The organism is Sorangium sp. So ce302 (assembly GCF_051530145.1).
In the GTDB taxonomy this organism is placed as follows: domain Bacteria; phylum Myxococcota_A; class Polyangia; order Polyangiales; family Polyangiaceae; genus Sorangium; species Sorangium cellulosum_B.
This window is the reverse complement of record NZ_CP150326.1, coordinates 8789564-8808670: the sequence shown is the minus strand read 5'-3', so window position 1 is coordinate 8808670 and position 19107 is coordinate 8789564. Positions and strand designations below refer to the sequence as shown.

The window sequence follows — 19107 nt, the reverse complement described above, 5'->3', positions numbered from 1 at the left end:
AATGCCGCGCGACGATGACGCGCGTCGGCCCACTCGAGCCGGGTCGACCGCTGTCCGCCGCAGAAGTCGAGCACGATGAGCACCGAAAGCGCGCCTGCCACGAAGGTCGATCTCGAGATCCTAGCCACGCCGCATCCCCTCGGCGACGCGGAGCGCGCGCAGCGCATGCAGAACCCTGGCTTCGGGCGCGTGTTCACGGAGCACATGGTCGTGATCCCGTACGCGGCGGACAGGGGCTGGCTCCGGGGGCAGATCCGGCCGTACGCGCCGATCACGCTCGATCCTGCGGCGATGGTGCTGCATTACGGTCAGGCGATCTTCGAGGGCTTCAAGGCCTATCGGCAGCCGGACGGGCGCATCAAGACGTTCCGGCCGGAGGCGAACGCGCGCCGCTTCAATAGCTCTGCCCGCCGATTGGCGATGCCGGAGATGCCGGTTGATCTGTTCGTCGGCGCGGTCGACGCCCTGATCCGCCAGGATCGCGCATGGGTCCCCTCGCCCGTGGGCGAGAGCCTGTATATCCGACCGTTGATGTTCGCCACCGAGGTGGCGCTCGGGGTGAGGGCGTCCCGCGACTACGATTTCCTGGTGATCGCGTCGCCTGCGGCCGCGTATTTCCCTCAGGGCGTCAAGCCGGTGACGGTCTGGATCTCGGAGGATTTCGTCCGGGCGGCGCCGGGCGGCACGGGCGCAGCCAAGTTTGCGGGCAACTACGCCGCGAGCCTGCTCGCGCAGATGAACGCCGCGGCCGAGGGCTGCGCGCAGGTGGTCTGGCTCGATGCCGTCCAGCGCAGCGTCGTCGAGGAGATGGGGGGAATGAACATCTTCTTCGTCTACGAGGAGCGGGGGCGCCCCGTGATCGTGACCCCCGAGCTGACAGGCACGCTCCTGCCGGGCATTACCCGCGACAGCATCATCCAGCTCGCCCGGGATTTCGGCTATGCCGCGGAGGAGCGCAGGGTCACCTTCGACGAGTGGCGCGCGGCGGTGCGCGAGGGCCGCATGACCGAGGCGTTCGCGTGCGGGACGGCCGCGGTCATCACGCCCATCGGCGCCGTGAAGTCCCGCGAGGGGACCTTCTCCATCCACGACAACGAGACGGGCCCCGTGGCGGCGCGCTTCCGCGAGGCGCTGCTCGACATCCAGCACGGCCTCGCGCCCGATCGCCACGGCTGGATGCACGACGTGGTCTGACCGGCTGACCGGGCGCGTCCCGCTCTACTGCGCCGCCGGTGGGCGCTTGGACTTCGCCGTCAGCCCATATTCGTGCAGGCGGTACTGGATGGTGCGTATGCTGATGTCCAGGAGCTCGGCCGCGCGCGTCGTCGAGCCGTTCGTCGCCTCGAGCGTCGACAGGATGGCATAGCGCTCTATCTCCGCCATGGTGGCGCCCGGGATCCGCAGGGCCCCCTTGGCGACCGGCGCCGCGTCGATGGGGAGGTGCTCCGCGTCGATGCGCGCGTCGTCGCACAGGACGACCGCCCGCTCGATCGCGTTCTCGAGCTCCCGCACGTTCCCCGGCCACCGGTGCGCGATGAGCTTCGCCCGGGCCTCGTCGGTGAACCCCTCGATCTTGCGGTGGTTCTCCGCCGCGAACCGGCGCAGGAAGTGATTCGCCAGGAGCAGCACGTCGGTGTCGCGGATGCGCAGCGGCGGCATGTCGATGTGGACGACGTTGAGCCGGTAATAGAGGTCCTCCCGGAAGTGGCCCTCCTGCACCGCCGCCGCGAGATCGCGGTTCGTGGCCGCGACGAGCCGCACGTCGATGGTCACGGCGTCGTTCCCGCCGACGCGCTCGAACGTCCTCTCCTGGAGGACGCGGAGCAGCTTCACCTGCGTCGAGGGGGCGATCTCGCCGACCTCGTCGAGGAAGAGCGTCCCGCCGTGCGCCTGCTCGAACCGCCCGATGCGCCGCTTGTCGGCGCCGGTGAACGCGCCGCGCTCGTGGCCGAACAGCTCGCTCTCGAGCAGGGACTCCGCGAGCGCCGCGCAGTGCAGCGTCACGAAGGGCCCTTTGGCGCGCGAGCCCTTCGCGTGGATCGCGCGCGCGAGCTCGCCCTTGCCCGTGCCGCTCTCGCCGGTGATGAGCACCGTCGCCCGCGCGCCGGCCACCTGCCGGGCCATCCGGTAGACCTTCTGCATCGCCGGGCTCGTCCCGATGAGCCCCTCCACGCCCTCGCCCTGGCGCTCTCGCAGCTGCCGGCGGAGGTTCTCCGCCTCGACCCGGAGCGCGCTCCGCTCGAGGGCGCGCTCCAGCGTGAGGAGGAGCGCGTCGAAGTCGACCGGCTTCGTCAGGTAATCCTCGGCCCCCGCCCGCATCGCCAGCACCGCCGAGGTCACGTCCCCGAACGCGGTGACGACGATCACCGGCAGCGCCGGATCCTGCTCGCGCAGCTTCCCGAGCAGCGCCACCCCATCCATCCTCGGCATCTTCAGATCCGTGATGACGACGTCCGGCGGCCGCTCCGCCGCGACCTCGACCGCCTCGACGCCGTCCGCCGCCGCGTCGACGGTATAACCCTCCTGGCGCAACAGCTTTTCCAGCCCCGAGCGCGCGCTCGCCTCGTCGTCCACGACGAGCACCCTCGAGCTCTGCCTCTTCTCAGCGTTCATATCGTTCCTTCCGAACATACCGTGTCCGCGAGGCGCTGCGACACTCGTTCGGCGGAGGCGCGGCCGCGCGCGGATCGAGGGGGCCGGCGGGAGGGCCGCGCCGGGGCAGGCGACGGGCGCCGCAGCCGTTGCACGCGGGCGCAAGCCGTTCGCCGGGCCTGGCGCGCCCCCTGCTCAGGCCGGGGGAGGGAAGGGGGAGCTCGGCCGCGTGGCGCGCGAGGCGCCGGAGAGCGCCGCGTCCGCGGTGGCGCGGAGCTCGTCGCTCAGGGCGATGTAGTCGATCGGCTTCGTGTGCACAACCGCCGCGGGCTCCAGCCCTCGCCCGAGGCGCGCCACGAGGTCGGGATACCCGGTGAAGAAGAACAGCGGGAGATCCGGCCGGAGCGATCTCGCGTAGCGCGCGACCGCGATTCCATCGGCGTGGGGCATCCGGAAATCGGTCACCAGGATGTCCGGGATCGGACGGCGGGCCAGCCGCGCGATGGCGAGCGCGCCGTTCGTGGCCAGCTCCACCCGGAAGCCGTCCTCTTCGAGCAGGCGCTCGAGGAGGCGAGCGCTCTGCACGTCGTCGTCCACGAGCAGGATCAGCGGTTGTTCGGTGCTGCGCGGTTCCACGCCCCGATCTCTACCAAGTTGCGTGCCAGCCCTGGAGCCGCAGTCGCGCGCGGCCAGGAGAGCGGCGGAGGTCAGCCGGAGCGGCGCAGCGGGAGCGTCACGCGGAAGAGCGTCCTCCCCGGGCGGCTCTGGAATTCGATGGTCCCCTCGTGATCGGTGACGATGCGGTGAGCGATCGCCAGCCCGAGCCCGGTGCCGTTCGGCTTCGTCGAGAAGAACGGATCGAAGATCGGCGCGTCCGGGCTCGCGATCCCGGGGCCGTCGTCCTCCACCTCGACGACGGCGTGGCGCGGCTGCCGCCGCGCGCGGAGGGTGACCGTGCCGCCTCCGGCCGCGTCCACCGCCTCGATCGCGTTGCGGAGCAGGTTCAGCAGGACCTGCTCGATCTTCGCGGGATCGAGGTCGAGCACGATGTCGGTCGAGGGCAAGTCGACCTTCACCGCGGCCTGCGCGCCGGCGCCGTCCGACGACGCCGCGACGCGCGCCGCCCGCTCGCAGAGCGGGACGACGGGCGTCGGCCGGAGGTACAGCGGCTGCGGCCGGGCGAAGTCCAGGAACTCGCTGACGAGCGCCGAGAGGCGGCGGATCTCGTCGCGGACGACCTGGATCGCCTCCTGCGTGTCCGGGTCCTTCAGGCCGGCGCGCGCGAGCCCCCGCTCGAGGAAGGTCACGTGGAGCTGCGCGCCGTTCAGCGGGTTCCTGATCTCGTGCGCGAGGCCCGCCGCGAGGGTCCCCACCGCGGCGAGCTTCTCGCTCTGGCGCACGCGCGCGGCGAGCGCGTTCTCGTCGGTCGTGTCCTGCCCGATCGCGAACAGCACCACCTCGTCGTCGGCCGCGGAAGGGGCGTACGCGAGCTGCCAGCGCAGATCGCGGATCTTGCCGGCGCGCGTGCGCACGATGCTCTCCAGCAGATCGACGCTGGGGCGGCGGCCCGCGGCGACGTCCTCCACGAGCGCGCCGTGATCCGCGCGGATCTCCTCGGGGAGGAGCGCCTCGACGAACGGCACCCCGAGCACGTCCTCGCGCGCGAGCCCCGTGATCCGCTCCGCTTCCCGGTTGAAGAGCCGCACGATCGCCTGCGCGTCGAGGCCCACGACGAGGACGCGGGCCAGCTCGACCGCGCTCTTGTACCGGTGCTCCGTGCGCGCGAGCGTGCGGCCGACCTCCTCGCGGTCCAGGCGCTCGGCGCGCTGCGCGCGCGCGAGGAAGTCGTCGCGGTACGTCTCGAGCATGATGGCGAGCTCGAGATCGAGCACCTTGCTCACCGCCGCCCTGACCGGGATCACCTCCGCGCCGAGCGCGCTCTGGGCGATCTCGTGGAACGCGAGCCGGATGAGCGTCATCGCCGTGAACATGTACCGCTGGGGGAGGCCCACCCGGACGTGGATCCGCCCGATCTTCGCGCTCTCGTCGAAGTACGCGCCGTCGTAGGGCCCCGTGCAGATGCGCGTCATCCAGCGGACGAGCGATCGCTTGAGCCGCTCCACCTGCTCCTCGCCGGTGAAGACGTCGTGCGCGCCCTCGTGCTCGCGGATGCGATCGTAGAACTCGTCGGCGATGCGGGGGAAGTGCGGCTCCGCGTGTGCGCGGAGCACGGCGAGCCAGCGCTCGTCCTGCTCGCTGAAGCGGACGTACCGCTTGATCTCGTCGAAGAGCGTCTCCTGCGCGGGCACGGTCACCGTGTCTATCACGGCCCCGCCCCCGCCGAGGCGGACCAGGATCTCGCGCGCTCGAGCAGCGCCGCGAGCGCCGCCTCGTCCTCGCCGCCGCGCGCGACGAGCTCCGGCGCGAGCGGCGCCTCGTAGTCGGCGCCCGCGCCCGGGAGCGCGCCGATCTCCCCGGCGCCGGCCGCGTGGTAGAGGCCCTTCGGGTCGCGCTCCCTGCAGGTAGCCGGCGCGACGTCCACGTAGACCTCGATGAGCCGCGGCGCGAGCGCGCGGGCGCGCTCCCGGTAGGCGCGGCGGTGCGCCGTCGCCGCCACGATCACGATCGGCCCCTGGCGCGCGAGCAGCGCCGCGAGGCGCGCGAGCGTCTCGTAGAAATCGTCGCGAGCGCGCGGGTCGTAGCCGGGCCGCGGGACCAGCGCGTCGCGCACCTCGTCCCCGTCGAGGAGGCAGCTCGCCCGCCCCTCGCCGAGCAGCGCCCGGTGCGCCCGCGCGGCCAGCGTGGATTTGCCCGACGACGGGAGCCCCGTGATCCAGACGACCCCGCCGCTCACGCGAAGAGCCCCTCGGCGTCGTCCGGATCGAAGCGCGGGGCGTCGAGGGCGCGCTCCACGAAGGAGAGCAGCGCGTCCCTCGCCCGCGCCGTGACCGCGGGGTACCACCCGGGGTTGGCCAGCACGAGCGCGCGCCACGCGAGGAACGGCGCCGCCACGTCGAGCAGCCCCGCGGAGCCGCTCCAGCCGAGGTAGACCTCCCAGAGCCGCCGCCACAGCGCGCGGAAGCCGCCCTCCCACGCACCAGGCGCGTCCAGCGCGAAGAAGACGTAATTGATGGCGAGGCAGGTGACGTCGTCCGCGGGATCGCCCTGGGATCCGCGGCTCGTGTCGAGCAGCGCGAGCCGCGACGACCCGTCGAACACGATGTTGAACGGGTGGAAATCGCCGTGCGTGCGCGCGAGCCGGCGGTCCATGCCGCGGAGCTTCCATCGCCACGCCACGCAGCGCCGCTCGATGGCCTGGAGCCGCTCGGGCGGCGCGCCGGGCACGTCGTCCGGATAGCCGTCGATGATGCCGAAGATGCCTTCACCGTGGCCCACGAGATCGCGCACCGCGCGGCGGTAGCTGCCCGGCTGGGCGCCGGGCGCCGCGTGGAGCGCGATCAGGTACCTGGCGAGCGCCTCGCAGCGCGCCAGATCCTCGGGGCCCGCGCGGCGCTCGCTGGCGATCCGGCGCAGATCCGTCGCGTAGACCTGCCCTTCCGCGTACGTGGTGAGGAGATAGAACTCGCCGGCGTCGCGCAGCGACACGAGGCGATGGTCGTGGGTCAGCGCGCCGACGTCGACGACCTCGACGTGCGCCGGGATCGATCCTGCGGTGTCGAAGGCGAGCAGCGCCTCCGCCGCCCGATCCGATCGCCGGTCGTGTCCGAACGGGTCCGCCGTCGACGTGTGCAGGACCAGCCGCTGCTTCGAGCCATCCGGCCTCATCACCGTGATCCGGCGGGGGACGCCGTAGCCGGCGGACTTCTCGGTCCGATCGTGGTTCGAGCCGGCATCCGGCCCCAGCGTGGCGATCTCGACGACCTGCGCGCCCGGCACGACGGCCTCGACGAGCTGGCGTATCGGGCGCGAGAGATCGGTCTCGGACAGGGCTGCCTGCGCGCGCATGGTCTCCTCGAGGGGGGCGGGGTGAGATCCCGACGGGGGCGTCGGATCCGCGAGAGCGGCAAGAAGCAGGCCGCCCCGCCGATGCGCCGGGCCCTACCGCCGGGGGCCATGGCCGGCGCACTTCGTCGGCCGGGGCCGGCGGCGGTGGGCGCTGGCAGCGCCGGGCGGGCTCGCAGGACCTGCGTCACCGCGCGAGGCCTGCGCCGTCCCGTGTCGATCGTCGATGTGTGGAGCGGCGTAGTCTCTCGGCGAGCGACGTGTTCCTGGTGGGGTCGCTCGCCGGGCCCTGGATGTCCAGCTAGTAGGGGCCTACTTGGCCGGCCACTGGTCCTTGGGGAGGTCCTTGTAGACGTCCTCGACCTTGTGGAAGCCGTCCGCGATCACCGTCGCGGCGAGGTTGTCCTTGTCCACGGCGACCGGCGTGATGAGCACGCTCGGGACGTCCTTCTTGCCGTTGTTGACCGTCTGCGTCTTCTCGCCGACGGGCTCCTTCTTCGCCAGCTTGACGGCGAGCTCGGCGGCCTTCTCGGCGAGCAGCTTGAGCGGCTTGTAGACGGTCATGTTCTGGGTGCCGGCCGCGATCCGCTGGCAGGCGGCGAGCTCGGCGTCCTGGCCCGAGACGCCGACCTTGCCGGCGAGCTTCTGCTCGCCGAGGGCCTGGACCGCCGCGCCCGCGAGCCCGTCGTTCGACGCCACGACCGCCGTGACGTTGTTGTTGTTCTTGGTGAGGGCGTTCTCGGTGATCTTGAGCGCCTCGACCGGCTGCCAGTCCTTGGCCCACTGGTCCGCCACCGTCTTGATGTCGCCCTTGTCGATGAGCGGCTTCAGGATGTTCATCTGCCCTTCGCGGAAGAGCTTCGCGTTGTTGTCGGTCGGGGAGCCGCCGATGAGGATGTAGTTCCCCTTCGGGAACTTCTTCACGAGCGCCTCGGCCTGGAGCTCGCCCACCTTGACGTTGTCGAAGGACACGTAAAGGTCCACGTCGGAGTCGAGGATCAGCCTGTCGTACGCGATGACGGGCACCTTCTGCTTGTGCGCCGACTCGACGATGGTGGCGGTCGTCTTGGCGTTGTGGGGCACGACCACGAGCACGTCGACGCCCTGCGTGAGCAGGTTCTCCGCCTGCGAGTTCTGGAGGGCGTCGTCGCTGTTCGCGGACTGCACGAGCACCTGGGCGCCGAGCGCCTCGGCCTTCGCCTTGAACAGGTCGCGGTCGCGCTGCCACCGCTCCTCCTTGAGGGTATCCATGGAGAAGCCGATCGTGATCTTGTCTTTCTTCTTCTCCGGACCCTTGGTTTCCGCACCCTTGGCGGCTGTTGCCTCGGGCTTGTTCGCGCTCGCGCCGCCTTCAGACTCCGGCTTCGAGCAGCCGGCCGAGAACGCGAGCGAGAACAACGCCATGAGAAAGGTGGAGCGACGAATCAAGGTGACCTCCGCGTGAGATGAATGGGATAGGGGCTCTGTTATGGCCGCCGGCGCTACTGCGTCGAGTTGAGCTGGTCGGCGTAGCTCATGATAAGATTCAAGGTTTCCGTGTCGTCATCGTACACCGAGTACCACCCCTGGAGCTCATGGGGCGGATCGCCGATGTAGTCGTTCCCGAGGAGCCAGTAGTCGTTGCCGTCGTCCGACGGCCTCCCGATCCCGGCCCAGGCCCAGAAGTTGACGCCGGCGAGCTCCGGGTTCTCGACGACGGCGTCGAACATGGAAGCGTAATACTCGTTCCGCTTGGCGACGGGCGACGAGACCGGCTCGGACTTGTCGTCCCGGGCGAGCCCGAACTCCTCCACGACGATCGGCTTGTCCAGCGCCCTGGCGTGCGCGAGCTGCGCGTCGATGTACCCGTTGCTCTTGGTGATGGCGGCCAGGAGCCCCTTGTCGGCGGCGCTGTCCATCGGCAGCGACGGGTCGTACCACTCCCAGTTCTCGGGCCACACGTGGAAGGTGAGGTAATCGATGCCGGGCACGTCGTGGAACGCCCTGTAATCGCTGTTGGCGTAGTCGCCCCAGTTATAGGACAGGTCGCCCTCCGACCCGATGGAGACGAGGTGGTTCGGGTCGATGTCCTTGATGAACTTCGCGTTCCTCTCGACCCAGAGCTTGAAGAGCGGGCCCCAGCCCTTGAACGATCGCGGCTCGTTCCCGAGCTGCCACGCCATGATCCCCGGATGGTCCTTGAGCTTCTCGATCAGGACCTTGGCCCGGCTGAAGTAGAACTCCTGGGCCTTCTCGTTGCAGAAGAACAGCGACGAGAGATCCATCTGGTCGGGCCACGGGTTCGTGTTCGGATCGAGCGTGCCCGAGTGAGGGATGGCCCACTCGCCGATGGCCACGGCCTGGCAGTCCTGGCCTGTGCCCTCCTGGAACCGGATCGAGCCGGCGAACGGCACGTGGTGGTCCGCCGCGAGCAGGGCAGCGCCCGTCGTGGGGTGGGTCAGGCCGACCTGGTACGCGCTGAAGTCCTCTCCGCAGGAGAGGGTCGGCTGCTCGTGAGCCCACTTCATGTACTGGGGCATACCGCCGGACCAGTGCCAGAAGTCGTTCAGGGTCATCACCGCCTTCATCCCGCGGCTGTGCATCTCGTCGAGCACCGTCACCAGGTTGTCGGCGAACGCCTCGAGCTGCGCATCGGCGCACGGTTTGTCGGACGATGCCGGAAAGATCCGTTGTGGGCCGTACTGCTGATCGTTCTGCTGCGCCGCGGGGATGTCGCCCTCGCTGAGCGCCATGATCCTGAGGTTCAGGGCGCCGTGGGCCTCGAGGATGTCGAGCTCGGTGCGCAGGCGCTCGCGGCTGATGTAGGGAGCCGACCAGAAGTTCGTGCCCATATACCTGTACGGTTTCCCGTCGAGCGTGAGCTTACTACCTTCGGCGCGGACGTAGCACTTTTCCGGTTGCTGGGCGCAGTCGAGCTCCTGGCCGCCGCCGGTTCCGTCCCCGCCGCCGCCGGTGGCGTCGCTCCCGCCGGTGGCGCCGCTTCCGCCGCCGCCGGTGGCGTCGCTCCCGCCGGTGGCGCCGCTTCCGCCGCCGCCGGTGTTGCCGGACCCGCCCGTGCCGCCGGAGGGCGCGGGGTCCGCCGGGTCGGAGGAGGAGCACGCGGCGAGGGAGAGCAAACCCAAAGCGAGCAAGAAGGTCTTCTTCATGGTCGGTTCCTTATGTGGTTCGAGTGTCGTTCCTCACGGATCGCTGAGCCCTGCCGCCCGGAGCGCTCGTCCGGTTCGCAGGGATCTGCCGAGCTGCTGCGCCACCGTCGCGGGGTGGCATCGCCGGCGGCACCGGTGAGCTCCCCCCTGATTCCGCGACGATACAAATCTCCGCTCCGGGTGGTCGCTCGCGCGCCGGCGTGGCTCGTGGCAGACCACTTAAACGGTTCAGCGTCAACAGGGAAGAGGTCGGCTGGTGTGGCGCCTTTCGCGTGGTGCGTCTCCGGGCGCGCCGGTGGGGTTCCAGGCTAGACTGGGCGGGCGTGAGCCGATCCGCCGCGCGGCGGCTCCATGGAGGACGGGGGATGTCGCCGAGCTTGATCCTGTTCGCGGTGCCGGCCTTCTTCGCGCTCATCGGCGTCGAGCTCTGGCTCTGTCGCCGCCGCGGGCGCCGCGACTACCGCTTCTCCGACGCGCTCGCCAACCTCTCGTGCGGGGTCGGGCAGCAGGTCATCGTCTCCGTCGTGAGCGGCGGAGTCCTCGTCTATCTCTTCCTGTTCGAGCGCGCCGCGCTCGCGCGGCTGCCCGAGGGCGCCTTGTGGAGCTGGGCGGCCTGCTTCGTCGCGGTCGACTTCTGCTACTACTGGGCGCACCGCGCGAGCCATCGGGTGAACTTCATGTGGGCCGCGCACGCGGTCCACCACCAGAGCGAGGACTACAACCTCTCGGTCGCGCTGCGCCAGAGCTGGCTCCAGCGGGCCTTGTACTGGCCGTTCTTCTGGCCGCTCGCCGTGCTCGGCTTCCCCACGGGGATGGTCGTCACGACGTATACGCTGAACATCCTCTATCAGTTCTGGATTCACACGCAGCTCGTCGGCCGCCTCGGTCCGCTGGAGTGGGTGCTGAACACGCCATCTCATCACCGCGTGCACCACGGCGTCGACTCCGCGTATCTCGACAGGAACCACGGCGGCGTGCTCATCGTCTGGGATCGGCTGTTCGGCACCTTCTGCGCCGAGGGGGCGCCCCCGCGGTACGGCGTGGTCCAGCCGCTGGCCAGCTTCAGCGCGCTTCGCGCCAACGTCGACCCGTGGCGGAGGCTCGCGCGCATGGCGGCGGCGGAGCCGCGCCTCTCCGGCAAGCTGCTTGTCTGGTTCCGGCCGCCGGAGTGGCGGTCCACCGCGACTTCGCCCGACGGCGGCCCGCTGCGCACCGACCCGGATTACGCCCTTCACGACGTGGCGCGCCCCCGCCGGGCGCGCGCGCTCGCCGCGGCGCTCTTCCTCGCGGCGCTGCTCGGCGCGATCGCGTACCTCCACGCGTCGCCGGGCATGGCCGCGGGCCCCCTGTGGGCGGGGGCGGCCGTCCTCCTCGCGGCGCTCGCGGCGGTCGGAGCGCTGCTCGACGGGCCGAGCCTGCCGGCGCCGGGCGCGGCGGCGCTAGAGCCCTCGTCGTCCTGCGGAGCTCCCCTCGTCGACCCACGCGCGCGCTAGCTCGAGCGTGCGTGCGTTCTCCTCGACGCGCTGGAGGAACTGCTCGCGCAGCGCGGCATCGTCGAGCTGGGCGGCGACGTCGAGGAGCCTCGTCCGGGCGTGCGCGATGGCGGTCCGGGCCGCCGGGAGATCGCCCGCCGAGAACAGCGCCTCGGCGTGGACCAGGCGGGCGAACGCCGAGCCCTCCTCGACCATGCCCAGCCGATCGAGCAACGCGACCGCCGCGCGCGCCTCGGCGAGCGCCTCGGAGGTCTCGCCGCGCGCGAGCAGGACGGCCGCCAGCGTCGCCCGCGCCAGCACGACGAGCGGACCTATCCGCTCCAGCTGCGCCACGGCGCGCCGGGCCTCGGCCTCGGCGCCGGCGAGATCGCCCGCGCGCATCAGGCACCCGGCGAGGTAGGTGCGCGACGCGCCCGCGAGCCGGCGATCCCCCTGCGCCTCCAGGAACGCGATGGCCTTCCTCAGGGCCTCGCGCGCCTCGTCGAGCGCGCCCAGGCGGCAGAGGGGCGCGCCGAGGGTGCTCCACGCGACCGCCATGCAGCCGTCGAGGCCCATGCGCTCGGCGTCCGCGAGCGCGGCGCGGAGGATGGCCTCCGCCTCGGCGTACGCGCCGAGCTGGTGCTCCTGGAAGCCGAGATCGAGCCGGCAGAAGCAGGCCAGGCGCAGGTTCCCCGCGCGCTCGTGGGAGGCGACCGAGCGCGCGAACAGCGCCCGGCCCGAGCCGTGTCGGCCCGCGTACAGCTCGCGCCAGGCGCGCTCGCGGAGGACGACCCCGCTCACGGCCGGGTCGTCGCAGAAGCGCTCGGCCGCGGCGTCGATGAGCGCCTGGAGCGGCGTGGCGTGCGCGTAGAGGCCGCTGATCGTCAGGTAGAGCGCCGTCCCAGCGGACGCCGCCAGGAGCGGGCCCGTCGCGCCCTCTCCGGTCCAGGCGTCCGCGAGATCGCCGCTGAGGCTGGCGAGGCGATCGTGCTGCCCCAGCCGGGCCAGCACGACCGCGGCCTCGCGCACGGCGGCGTACCAGGGCGCGCTGCGTCGGGGCAGCTCCTCCACCGCCATCGTCGCCCAGCGCGCGGCCTCGACGAGCTCGCCGCGCCAGTGGTGCGCCTCGGCCCGGTGCAGGAGGACCTCGCCGCGCGCCTCGCCGCTGATGCCGAGCTCGATGGCGCGCCCGGTCCACGAGAGCACCACGACGAGGTCGTTCGCGGCGAGCGCCTGCGCCGCGGCCTGATGATAGAATGCGGCGGCGCGCAGCGGCTCGCCGCCCCGATCGAAGTGCTCCGCGATCACCGCGGCCGAGGGCTCGGCCGCGCGCTGGAGCCACTCGCCGGCGAGCCGGTGGCCGAGCGCGCGATCCTGGTCGGTGAGCATCCCGTAAGCCGCCTCGCGCACGAGCGCGTGGCGGAAGACGAGCTCCCGCTCTCCCTCGAACCTCGCCTCGTCGCGCGCGCCGATCCATTCCAGCCGCTCGAGGCGATCGAGGTGATCCGCGAGCCCGGAGACGCCGCCGGGGCCGCCGAGCAGCGCCTCCACCGCGCCCCGCCAGAACACCCGTCCGAAGATGCTCGCCGCGCGCAGCACCTGCCGCGCCGCGCTGTCGAGGCGCTCCAGCCGGGACTGCACCATCGCCAGCACGGTCTCCGGGAGCGCGCCCTGGTTCCCCTCGGACGTCGCCCGGATGAGCTCCTCCAGATAAAACGCGTTGCCGTCGGCCTGTGCCACGAGCTGCGCCACGGTCTCGGCGCTCACCCCATCGCCGAGGACGTGCCGCACGAGCCGCGCGCCCGCCCGGGAGCTCAGCTCCTTGAGCCGGAGCTCCTGGAGATCCCTGTGGGCCCAGAGCCCTGGGAACAGCGTGTACACCTCGGGTCGCGCCAGGGCGAGCACCAGGAGGGGCTGGTCCGCGAGCCGGCGCAGGGCGTCGTTGATGAACTGGACGGTGGGCAGGTCGCCCCAGTGCAGGTCCTCCAGCACGAGGAGGAGCGGCTGCGCGGCGCACGCGGCCGAGGCGAAATCGAGCCAGGCCCTGCGCATCTGATCGCCCATCAGCGGGGCGTCCTTGCGGGCGGCGCGGAGGGGCGCGCTGTCCTCGTCGGGGAACGGCGTGCCCAGGAGCTCGCCGAGGAACTCCGCCACGCGCTGCGCGTCGGCCGCGCGGACGCGCTCGGTCACCCGCGCGAGCAGCTTCTCCCGGCGCGCCTCGATCGGCTCTCGGTCGCGGATCCCGAACGCGCCCTGGAGGGCCTGCCGCAGCATCCCGAACGGGGCGCCCTTGCGGAGCGGGTCGCCGCGGCCGATCCAGACCGCGACGGGCTCGTCGCGCTGCCGGACGCGGCGGATGATCTCGTAGGCGAGGCGCGACTTGCCGAGCCCCGCGGGCGCGGTGACGAGCACGGCGCGCGCCCGCGACTCCTCGATGCACCCGGCGAGGAGGGCCTCGAGGGTGGCCACCTCCCAGTCGCGCCCGACGCAGGCCGTGGGCTTGCCGAGGAGCATGCGCGCGCCGCGGGCGAGCGGCTCCTCTCCCCGGAGCCACAGGCCCGCCTCGGTCTCGACGACCTCGAAGCGGGCGTCGAGCAGCGCGGCGGTCACCTCGTCGATGGCGATGGGCGTCCCGCGCCCTGCCGCCGGCGCGCCCGGAAGCGCCGCCGTGGGCTGCGCCAGCATCCGGACGGCGCGGTCGATCACGTCGCCGACGGGCCGGCCGCCCGTGACCTCCACGCGGCCGGTCGTGAGGACCACCGGCCGGTCCCCGCCGGCGGCGCGGAGCAGGAGCGCGCAGCGGGCCGCCTGCGCGGCCTGATCCGTCGCCACGCCCGCTCCGAGGAGGATCACCAGGATCGACCCGTCCGCCAGGAGCTCCAGGCACGCGCCGAGCGCCTCGATCTCCCGGCGCAGCTCCGGCGACACGACAGCGACCACCGTCTCGGAGTCGGCCCGCCCCGGGGAAGCGGCGAGCCGCGGCCCGGGCCCCATCAGCGCCACCGAGAGCACCCGCCGCTCCTTGTGGGTCAGCGAGGACTGGCGGCGCCGGTTCGAACGAGGCGGCTCCGACGGCGCGCGCGCCAGCGGCGAGACGCCCATGGCCTCGAGCGCCGCGGCGATCTCCGCGCCGTCGCGGGGGCGGTCGTCCGGGTTCTTGGCGAGCATCCGGGCGCAGAGCGCGTCGAGGGCGGGGGGGACGCCGGGGCAGAGGGAGCTTATCCGCGGCACCTCGTCGAGGAGGATCTTCGCGAGGACGGCCATCAGGTGAGCCCCGCAGAAGGCCGGCTGGCCGGTGAGGCACTCGAACAGCACGCAGCCGAGCGCGAAGACGTCGGCGCGCGCGTCGACGTCCTGCCCGCTCCGGGCCTGCTCTGGCGCCATGTACGCCGGGGTCCCGACGAAGGCGCCCGTCCGCGTGAGCCGCGTGGCGTCGGGGATCCCGGCGATGCCGAAGTCGAGCAGCTTCACGCGCGCGGCGTCGCCGTTCACCAGGAACAGGTTGCTCGGCTTGAGATCGCGGTGAACGATGCCGCGCGCGTGGACCGCCGCGAGCGCGGCGGCGGCGCCTACCGTGAGCGCGATCGCCTCGTCCACGGTGAGCACCCGGCGCTGGAGCCGCTGCTCGAGATCCTCGCCATCGAGCCACTCCATGGCGAGCCACGGCGCGCCCGAGGCGCCGAGCCCGTGCGCGACGTAGCGCACGATACCTGGGCAGGAGAGCTCTGCGAGCACCCTGGACTCGCGAGAGAGGCGCGATTCGTCGCCGGATTTCTGTTCGTCGAGGCACACTTTCACGGCCACGACCTCGCCCGAGCGCCGATCGACCGCCTGGAAGACCGCCCCCATGCCGCCGGCGCACGCCCGGCCCACGATCTCGAAGCGGCCTCCGAGCACTTCCCCTGGTTGCATCCCCTCGAGTATCGGCGTCCTCGGCCGTGAAAGTCCACGGCGAGCGCCGGGGCTGGCCGCCGAGGCCGACATTGGGGCAGGTGCGGATCGTCGCCCCCGTGTCCGTGGCCAGCCTCACCGCAGTCCGTCCAGCAGGGGCGAGGCGCCACTGGACGATTTCTTGTGAAGGATCCTGAGTCCTCTCTCCCCTCAAGGCCTGTCTCTGTTCCCCGAGACCGGTGTTCTGATCCTCCGTAAGCGGCTCAGATCAAGTGACGACTTCTCTGACATGGGGGGGACGACGTGTGCCAGCGTGCGCCGGCGCGCCGCGCCGCGCTTGGCTCTGCGGCATCGCCCCGCCGGGGGCGAAGCCGGGCCGACGTGGACGAGCGTCCGCAGGCTGCGGAGTATGTATAAGGAGGCCCCTTCGATGGGTGCCTGAGTTGTTGATTGGGTGTCACTTTTCAAGGAGAGCGGAACACATGGTTCCAAAGAATGCTCTCCCACCCCGGGGGCAGGCCTCCGCTGACCGTCGGTTGGCCGAAGCGCCTTGAACGACGCGGGCCCGCCCCGGGCAGCGGCCACCTCGACGAGTGTGCCCGCCGCGCATCGCTGGGCCGCTGGGCAACGAACAACGCCCCGTGTCAGATGGACAGGACCGACGCCGCCCCGCCCCCGGCGGTACCAGCTCGCGCCCCGAGCGGTTTGCGCCATGCCGATGACAACCGGTCACAAGGCTGCTCCGTCGCAGCCGGCGAGGCGCCGCCCCGTCGGCTGCACGGTGCACGGTGCGTGCCAGCAAGCCGCGCTGCAGCGGCCAGAGGGGGCCAGAGGGGGCCAGAGGGGGCCAGCGCGGCTAGGGCTAGACGTGGAGCACAAGGGAGGCAGCGAGAATCCCAAGCTATTCAAAAAATCCGAACATCAACTTGCCACCGAACCCCGACTTGCTATATCTTACATGAAGTATGATGCGCCTAGCTCTCGCATATTCTTCATCTTTGTAGCAGAGCAACCGCATTCGAGGCGCGCTTCTTCTGTCTCTGTGTCACCTGCTTGGCTGGTAAAAAGCCACGAAGAATCTCCTGCTCAAGGCCGCTGTACATCCTAGCTAAAATTGCTCTCGACGAACCGTCGAGATGGCGCGAGCCAATGGGTTCGCGGAAGTGGTTGGTATTGTCATTGTCACGCTATGGCGATTCGTCCGGAGCGATGGGCGCCATCACATGGCCTTGAACGAGCGGAGCGCGACGATTCCATGCCTCGTCGAGCTCTGCTCCGCTGTACTCGTGTGATTCGAGCTCGAGGTTCCGAATCGGCACCCGACGGCGGAGGTTCATTCGGCATAGGGTCGATGTTCTGAAGTGAGAGGGAGCAGTCCATCGTGAACAAGAACATTCTGTCTGGCGCTGCCTTGGTAGCAGCCATTTTCGTTGGTATTGCCGCAGGGGCTCCCAGCACCGCCTATGGTGCGACCGCCCCCGTTGGCGTTCCCGCTATCGACGTATCTGAGCTCACGATCTCGAAGGTGCAGTGGGCGTACCTGATGCGCCGTTACACGGCGGAGGCGCTGACGAACGCCTATCTCTCGAGGATCGCGCAGTACGAGTCGTCCTACAACGCGTTCACCTCGTTGAACCCGAACGCCGTCGCGCAGGCGCGCGAGATCGACAGGAAGCGGAGGAACGGCGTGGCCCTCGGCCCCCTGGCCGGGATCCCCGTTGTCATCAAGGAGTCGATGGATCACGTCGGCTTGCCGTCGACGGCGGGCTGGGCTCCGCTCAGCTCGCAGGTCGCCGGCGGTGTCGATCTGCTCCCCATCAAGAACTCCGTCGTCGTCGATCGGTTGATAGCCGCCGGGGCCATCATCCTCGGGAAGACGAACATCCCGGCCTTCAGCGACGACGGCACCCGGGCGAACAGCAGCTGGGCGGGGCCCACCTACAACGCCGTGGACCCGACCCTGGTGCCCGGGGCGAGCAGCAGCGGCACGGCCACTGCGGTGGCCGGCAACTTCGCCGTGCTTGGCCTCGCGGAGGAGACGGGGGGATCCATCCAGAACCCTGCGGCCGCGCAGAGCCTCGTCGGCATCAAGCCGACGTTCGCCCTCGTCCCCACGGCCGGCGTCGTGCCCCTGGCCGCCAGCACGAGAGACGTGGTGGGCCCCATCGCGCGGACTGTCCGCGACGCCGCCATGATGATGGATATCCTCGCGGGCTACTCCCCGGAGGACCCCAAGACGAGCCTGTCCAATGGACACCTGCCCGTGGGGGGCTACACGAGCCAGCTGAGCAAGACCGCCCTCTGCGGAAAGCGAATCGGCCTGTACGGCTCAGGGTGGCGCAACGGCGGCCTGTCTCCCGAGACGCAAGCGCTGTACGAGCAAACGATCGAGGAGCTGGTGGAGCAAGGCGCGATCGTCGTCGAAGATCCCTTCGCCGGGAGCGGCTTCGCCGATCTGGCCTTGCTCGATGAGCCCTATGACATGCGAGGGACGGAGTCTGTGGCCTACGACTTCCAGCGCTACCTCAAGGGGGTCAAGGTCGGCGGGACTATCGTCGGCTCGATCGACGGACTGGCGGCCTACACGGGGATATCTCCGTTCGATCCCGTCGGCGGGCCGCTGTCCTGGTACGTCGACAAGCTCCCCGTGCTGGCCGCCTCGCTGCTCTTCCCCGAGGACGCGCCCGATCTGTCTGGCTTCTGGGCCCTGCGGGACCAGTACGTGAACGTCTTCGATTCCGTGATGGCGGCGCACGATCTGGACGGCCTCGCGTTTCCGCAGACCTATGACACGCTGCCGGAGCTCTCTGGCTCGGACACCTATCCCGCGACGACGGAGTCCGCGATCAACATCGCGGGCTTGCCCGGGGTGGTCGTGCCCGCTGGTCAATACAGCGACGGGGCTCCCTTCAGCCTGATCTTCGTCGGCCCTCGCTGGAGCGAGGCTGAGCTGCTGGGGTTCGCCTACGATTACGAGCAGGCGACTCAACACAGGATCGAAGCTCAGCTGACCTCGTGGTGAGCTCGCGCCTCGCACCTCCGGCGCTGTCGGGGGTGCGAGGGACGAGCGTGGGCGGCGCGGCCCTCACGGGCCGCAGCCGGCCAAGGGCGCCAAGGCGCACGCTGGCACACCCGCGGCACAGGTTGCGTGTTGCACCGTCGTTTGGCCGTGGTTTTGGTCTGCCGTCAGGTTGGCGCTGGTCGTGCAATGGTGGACGCCATGACGACGAAGAACGCTTCCATGCTGTTGATCCTGGCGCCCCTCCTGCTGGCCGCCTGTGACGTGAGCTTCATCGAGGGCGCGATGAACGACGGCGGGGCGAACGACCCCGCCGATCCGCCGGGCGAGAGCGGCTCGAACGACCCCGCCGATCCGCCGGGCGAGAGCGGCTCGATCGACACTGCGGGCAGCGGCAGCTCCGGGGGCGACGCTGAGCCAGGTGATGCGTTGCCGGCTGTCGCCTTGACGCGCGCTCAGATGGAGGTGCTCTGGGACCGGTACTGGGAGAGCCAGGGTGACGTCGGCGGCAGCAGCGGGTCGGGCGGCGGCCCCGCGCTCGATCCCAATGACCTCTTCCTTCGTGCATCGGATCTCGGTGTCTCGTGCGGCTCCCCGACCACGCATCTCACCTGCGGCGGGCACTGGGCGCTGAGCATCGTGCTGCCCAGCGCCTACCAGCAGGTCGGCGTCTACGATCTCGAGGATCCCGCGCTCGTCAGCTATAGCCACATGAGCGAGACGGGCGAGCCCTACTCTCCGCAGCCGGACGACTGCCCGTGGGGCGGTGGGTCGTTTGGACCGGGCACGCTCGAGATCCTCTCCATCGACGAGGCCGAAGTGCGCTTCCGTCTCAGCGTGGGCTCGCTCTGGGAAACCGATCCCAGCGGCGAGTACACAGCTCCGCGCTGCCCCTGAGGCGCAGGCGTCCTGGGGGGCGGGCTCGGCGATGGAAGCTTCGCTGAGCTCGCCGTCGGTGCTCGGAGCACATTGGAGCTGGCAGGCTCGAGCGCTCGAGTGACCGGGGTGATCCGATGACAGCGTG

12 protein-coding genes are annotated in these 19107 nt (G+C 70.9%); 4 read left to right on the top strand and 8 right to left on the bottom strand.

All coding sequences use genetic code 11. The features are described 5' to 3' along the window. The first annotated feature begins 75 nt into the window (after positions 1-75). Positions 76-1194 carry a branched-chain amino acid aminotransferase gene (locus tag WME73_RS33345; protein WP_437740386.1) on the top strand — a complete coding sequence of 373 codons (1119 nt, stop codon included), beginning with the start codon at positions 76-78 and terminating at the stop codon, positions 1192-1194. Between the two features lie 24 nt (positions 1195-1218). Here WME73_RS33345 and WME73_RS33340 read toward each other — a convergent pair whose 3' ends face one another. From WME73_RS33340 to WME73_RS33310, 7 genes are all read right to left on the bottom strand, one after another. Then, the gene (locus WME73_RS33340; protein WP_437740385.1) at positions 1219-2613 is read right to left on the bottom strand and encodes a sigma-54-dependent transcriptional regulator; all 1395 of its coding nucleotides are present in this window, start codon (positions 2611-2613) and stop codon (positions 1219-1221) included. Between the two features lie 174 nt (positions 2614-2787). Next, positions 2788-3228: a response regulator gene (locus WME73_RS33335; protein WP_437740384.1), complete on the bottom strand. Its 441-nt coding sequence runs from the start codon at positions 3226-3228 to the stop codon at positions 2788-2790. 71 nt (positions 3229-3299) lie between these two features. After that, positions 3300-4919, bottom strand: a complete 1620-nt coding sequence (locus WME73_RS33330) for a protoglobin domain-containing protein (RefSeq protein WP_437912129.1) — start codon at positions 4917-4919, stop codon at positions 3300-3302. Beyond that, positions 4916-5446, bottom strand: coding sequence for an adenylyl-sulfate kinase (locus WME73_RS33325; protein ID WP_437740382.1), 531 nt, complete (start codon positions 5444-5446; stop codon positions 4916-4918). Before WME73_RS33325 ends, WME73_RS33330 begins: the two co-directional genes overlap by 4 nt. Continuing rightward, on the bottom strand, positions 5443-6558 hold the full coding sequence (locus tag WME73_RS33320; protein ID WP_437740381.1) for an aminoglycoside phosphotransferase family protein: 1116 nt from the start codon (positions 6556-6558) through the stop codon (positions 5443-5445). Before WME73_RS33320 ends, WME73_RS33325 begins: the two co-directional genes overlap by 4 nt. A 309-nt stretch (positions 6559-6867) precedes the next feature. Beyond that, positions 6868-7959, bottom strand: a complete 1092-nt coding sequence (gene xylF / locus WME73_RS33315) for a D-xylose ABC transporter substrate-binding protein (RefSeq protein ID WP_437748055.1) — start codon at positions 7957-7959, stop codon at positions 6868-6870. A gap of 77 nt (positions 7960-8036) precedes the next feature. After that, positions 8037-9701, bottom strand: coding sequence for a glycoside hydrolase 5 family protein (locus WME73_RS33310; protein ID WP_437740380.1), 1665 nt, complete (start codon positions 9699-9701; stop codon positions 8037-8039). Positions 9702-10066: 365 nt separating this feature from the next. Here WME73_RS33310 and WME73_RS33305 point away from each other — a divergent pair, with 365 nt between their 5' ends. Further along, positions 10067-11194 (top strand): sterol desaturase family protein, encoded by a 1128-nt coding sequence (locus tag WME73_RS33305; protein ID WP_437740379.1) that lies wholly within the window; start codon positions 10067-10069, stop codon positions 11192-11194. Here WME73_RS33305 and WME73_RS33300 read toward each other — a convergent pair. Beyond that, positions 11141-15085: a serine/threonine-protein kinase gene (locus WME73_RS33300; RefSeq protein ID WP_437912128.1), complete on the bottom strand. Its 3945-nt coding sequence runs from the start codon at positions 15083-15085 to the stop codon at positions 11141-11143. The genes WME73_RS33305 and WME73_RS33300 overlap by 54 nt on opposite strands. Before the next feature lie 1504 nt (positions 15086-16589). Between WME73_RS33300 and WME73_RS33295 the strand changes: the two genes are divergently transcribed. Together WME73_RS33295 and WME73_RS33290 are read left to right on the top strand one after the other, a co-directional pair. Next, positions 16590-18086 carry an amidase gene (locus WME73_RS33295; RefSeq protein ID WP_437740377.1) on the top strand — a complete coding sequence of 499 codons (1497 nt, stop codon included), beginning with the start codon at positions 16590-16592 and terminating at the stop codon, positions 18084-18086. 198 nt (positions 18087-18284) lie between these two features. Continuing rightward, complete coding sequence (locus WME73_RS33290; protein WP_437912127.1) at positions 18285-18980, top strand: hypothetical protein; 696 nt, start codon at positions 18285-18287, stop codon at positions 18978-18980. Positions 18981-19107 lie beyond the last annotated feature (127 nt).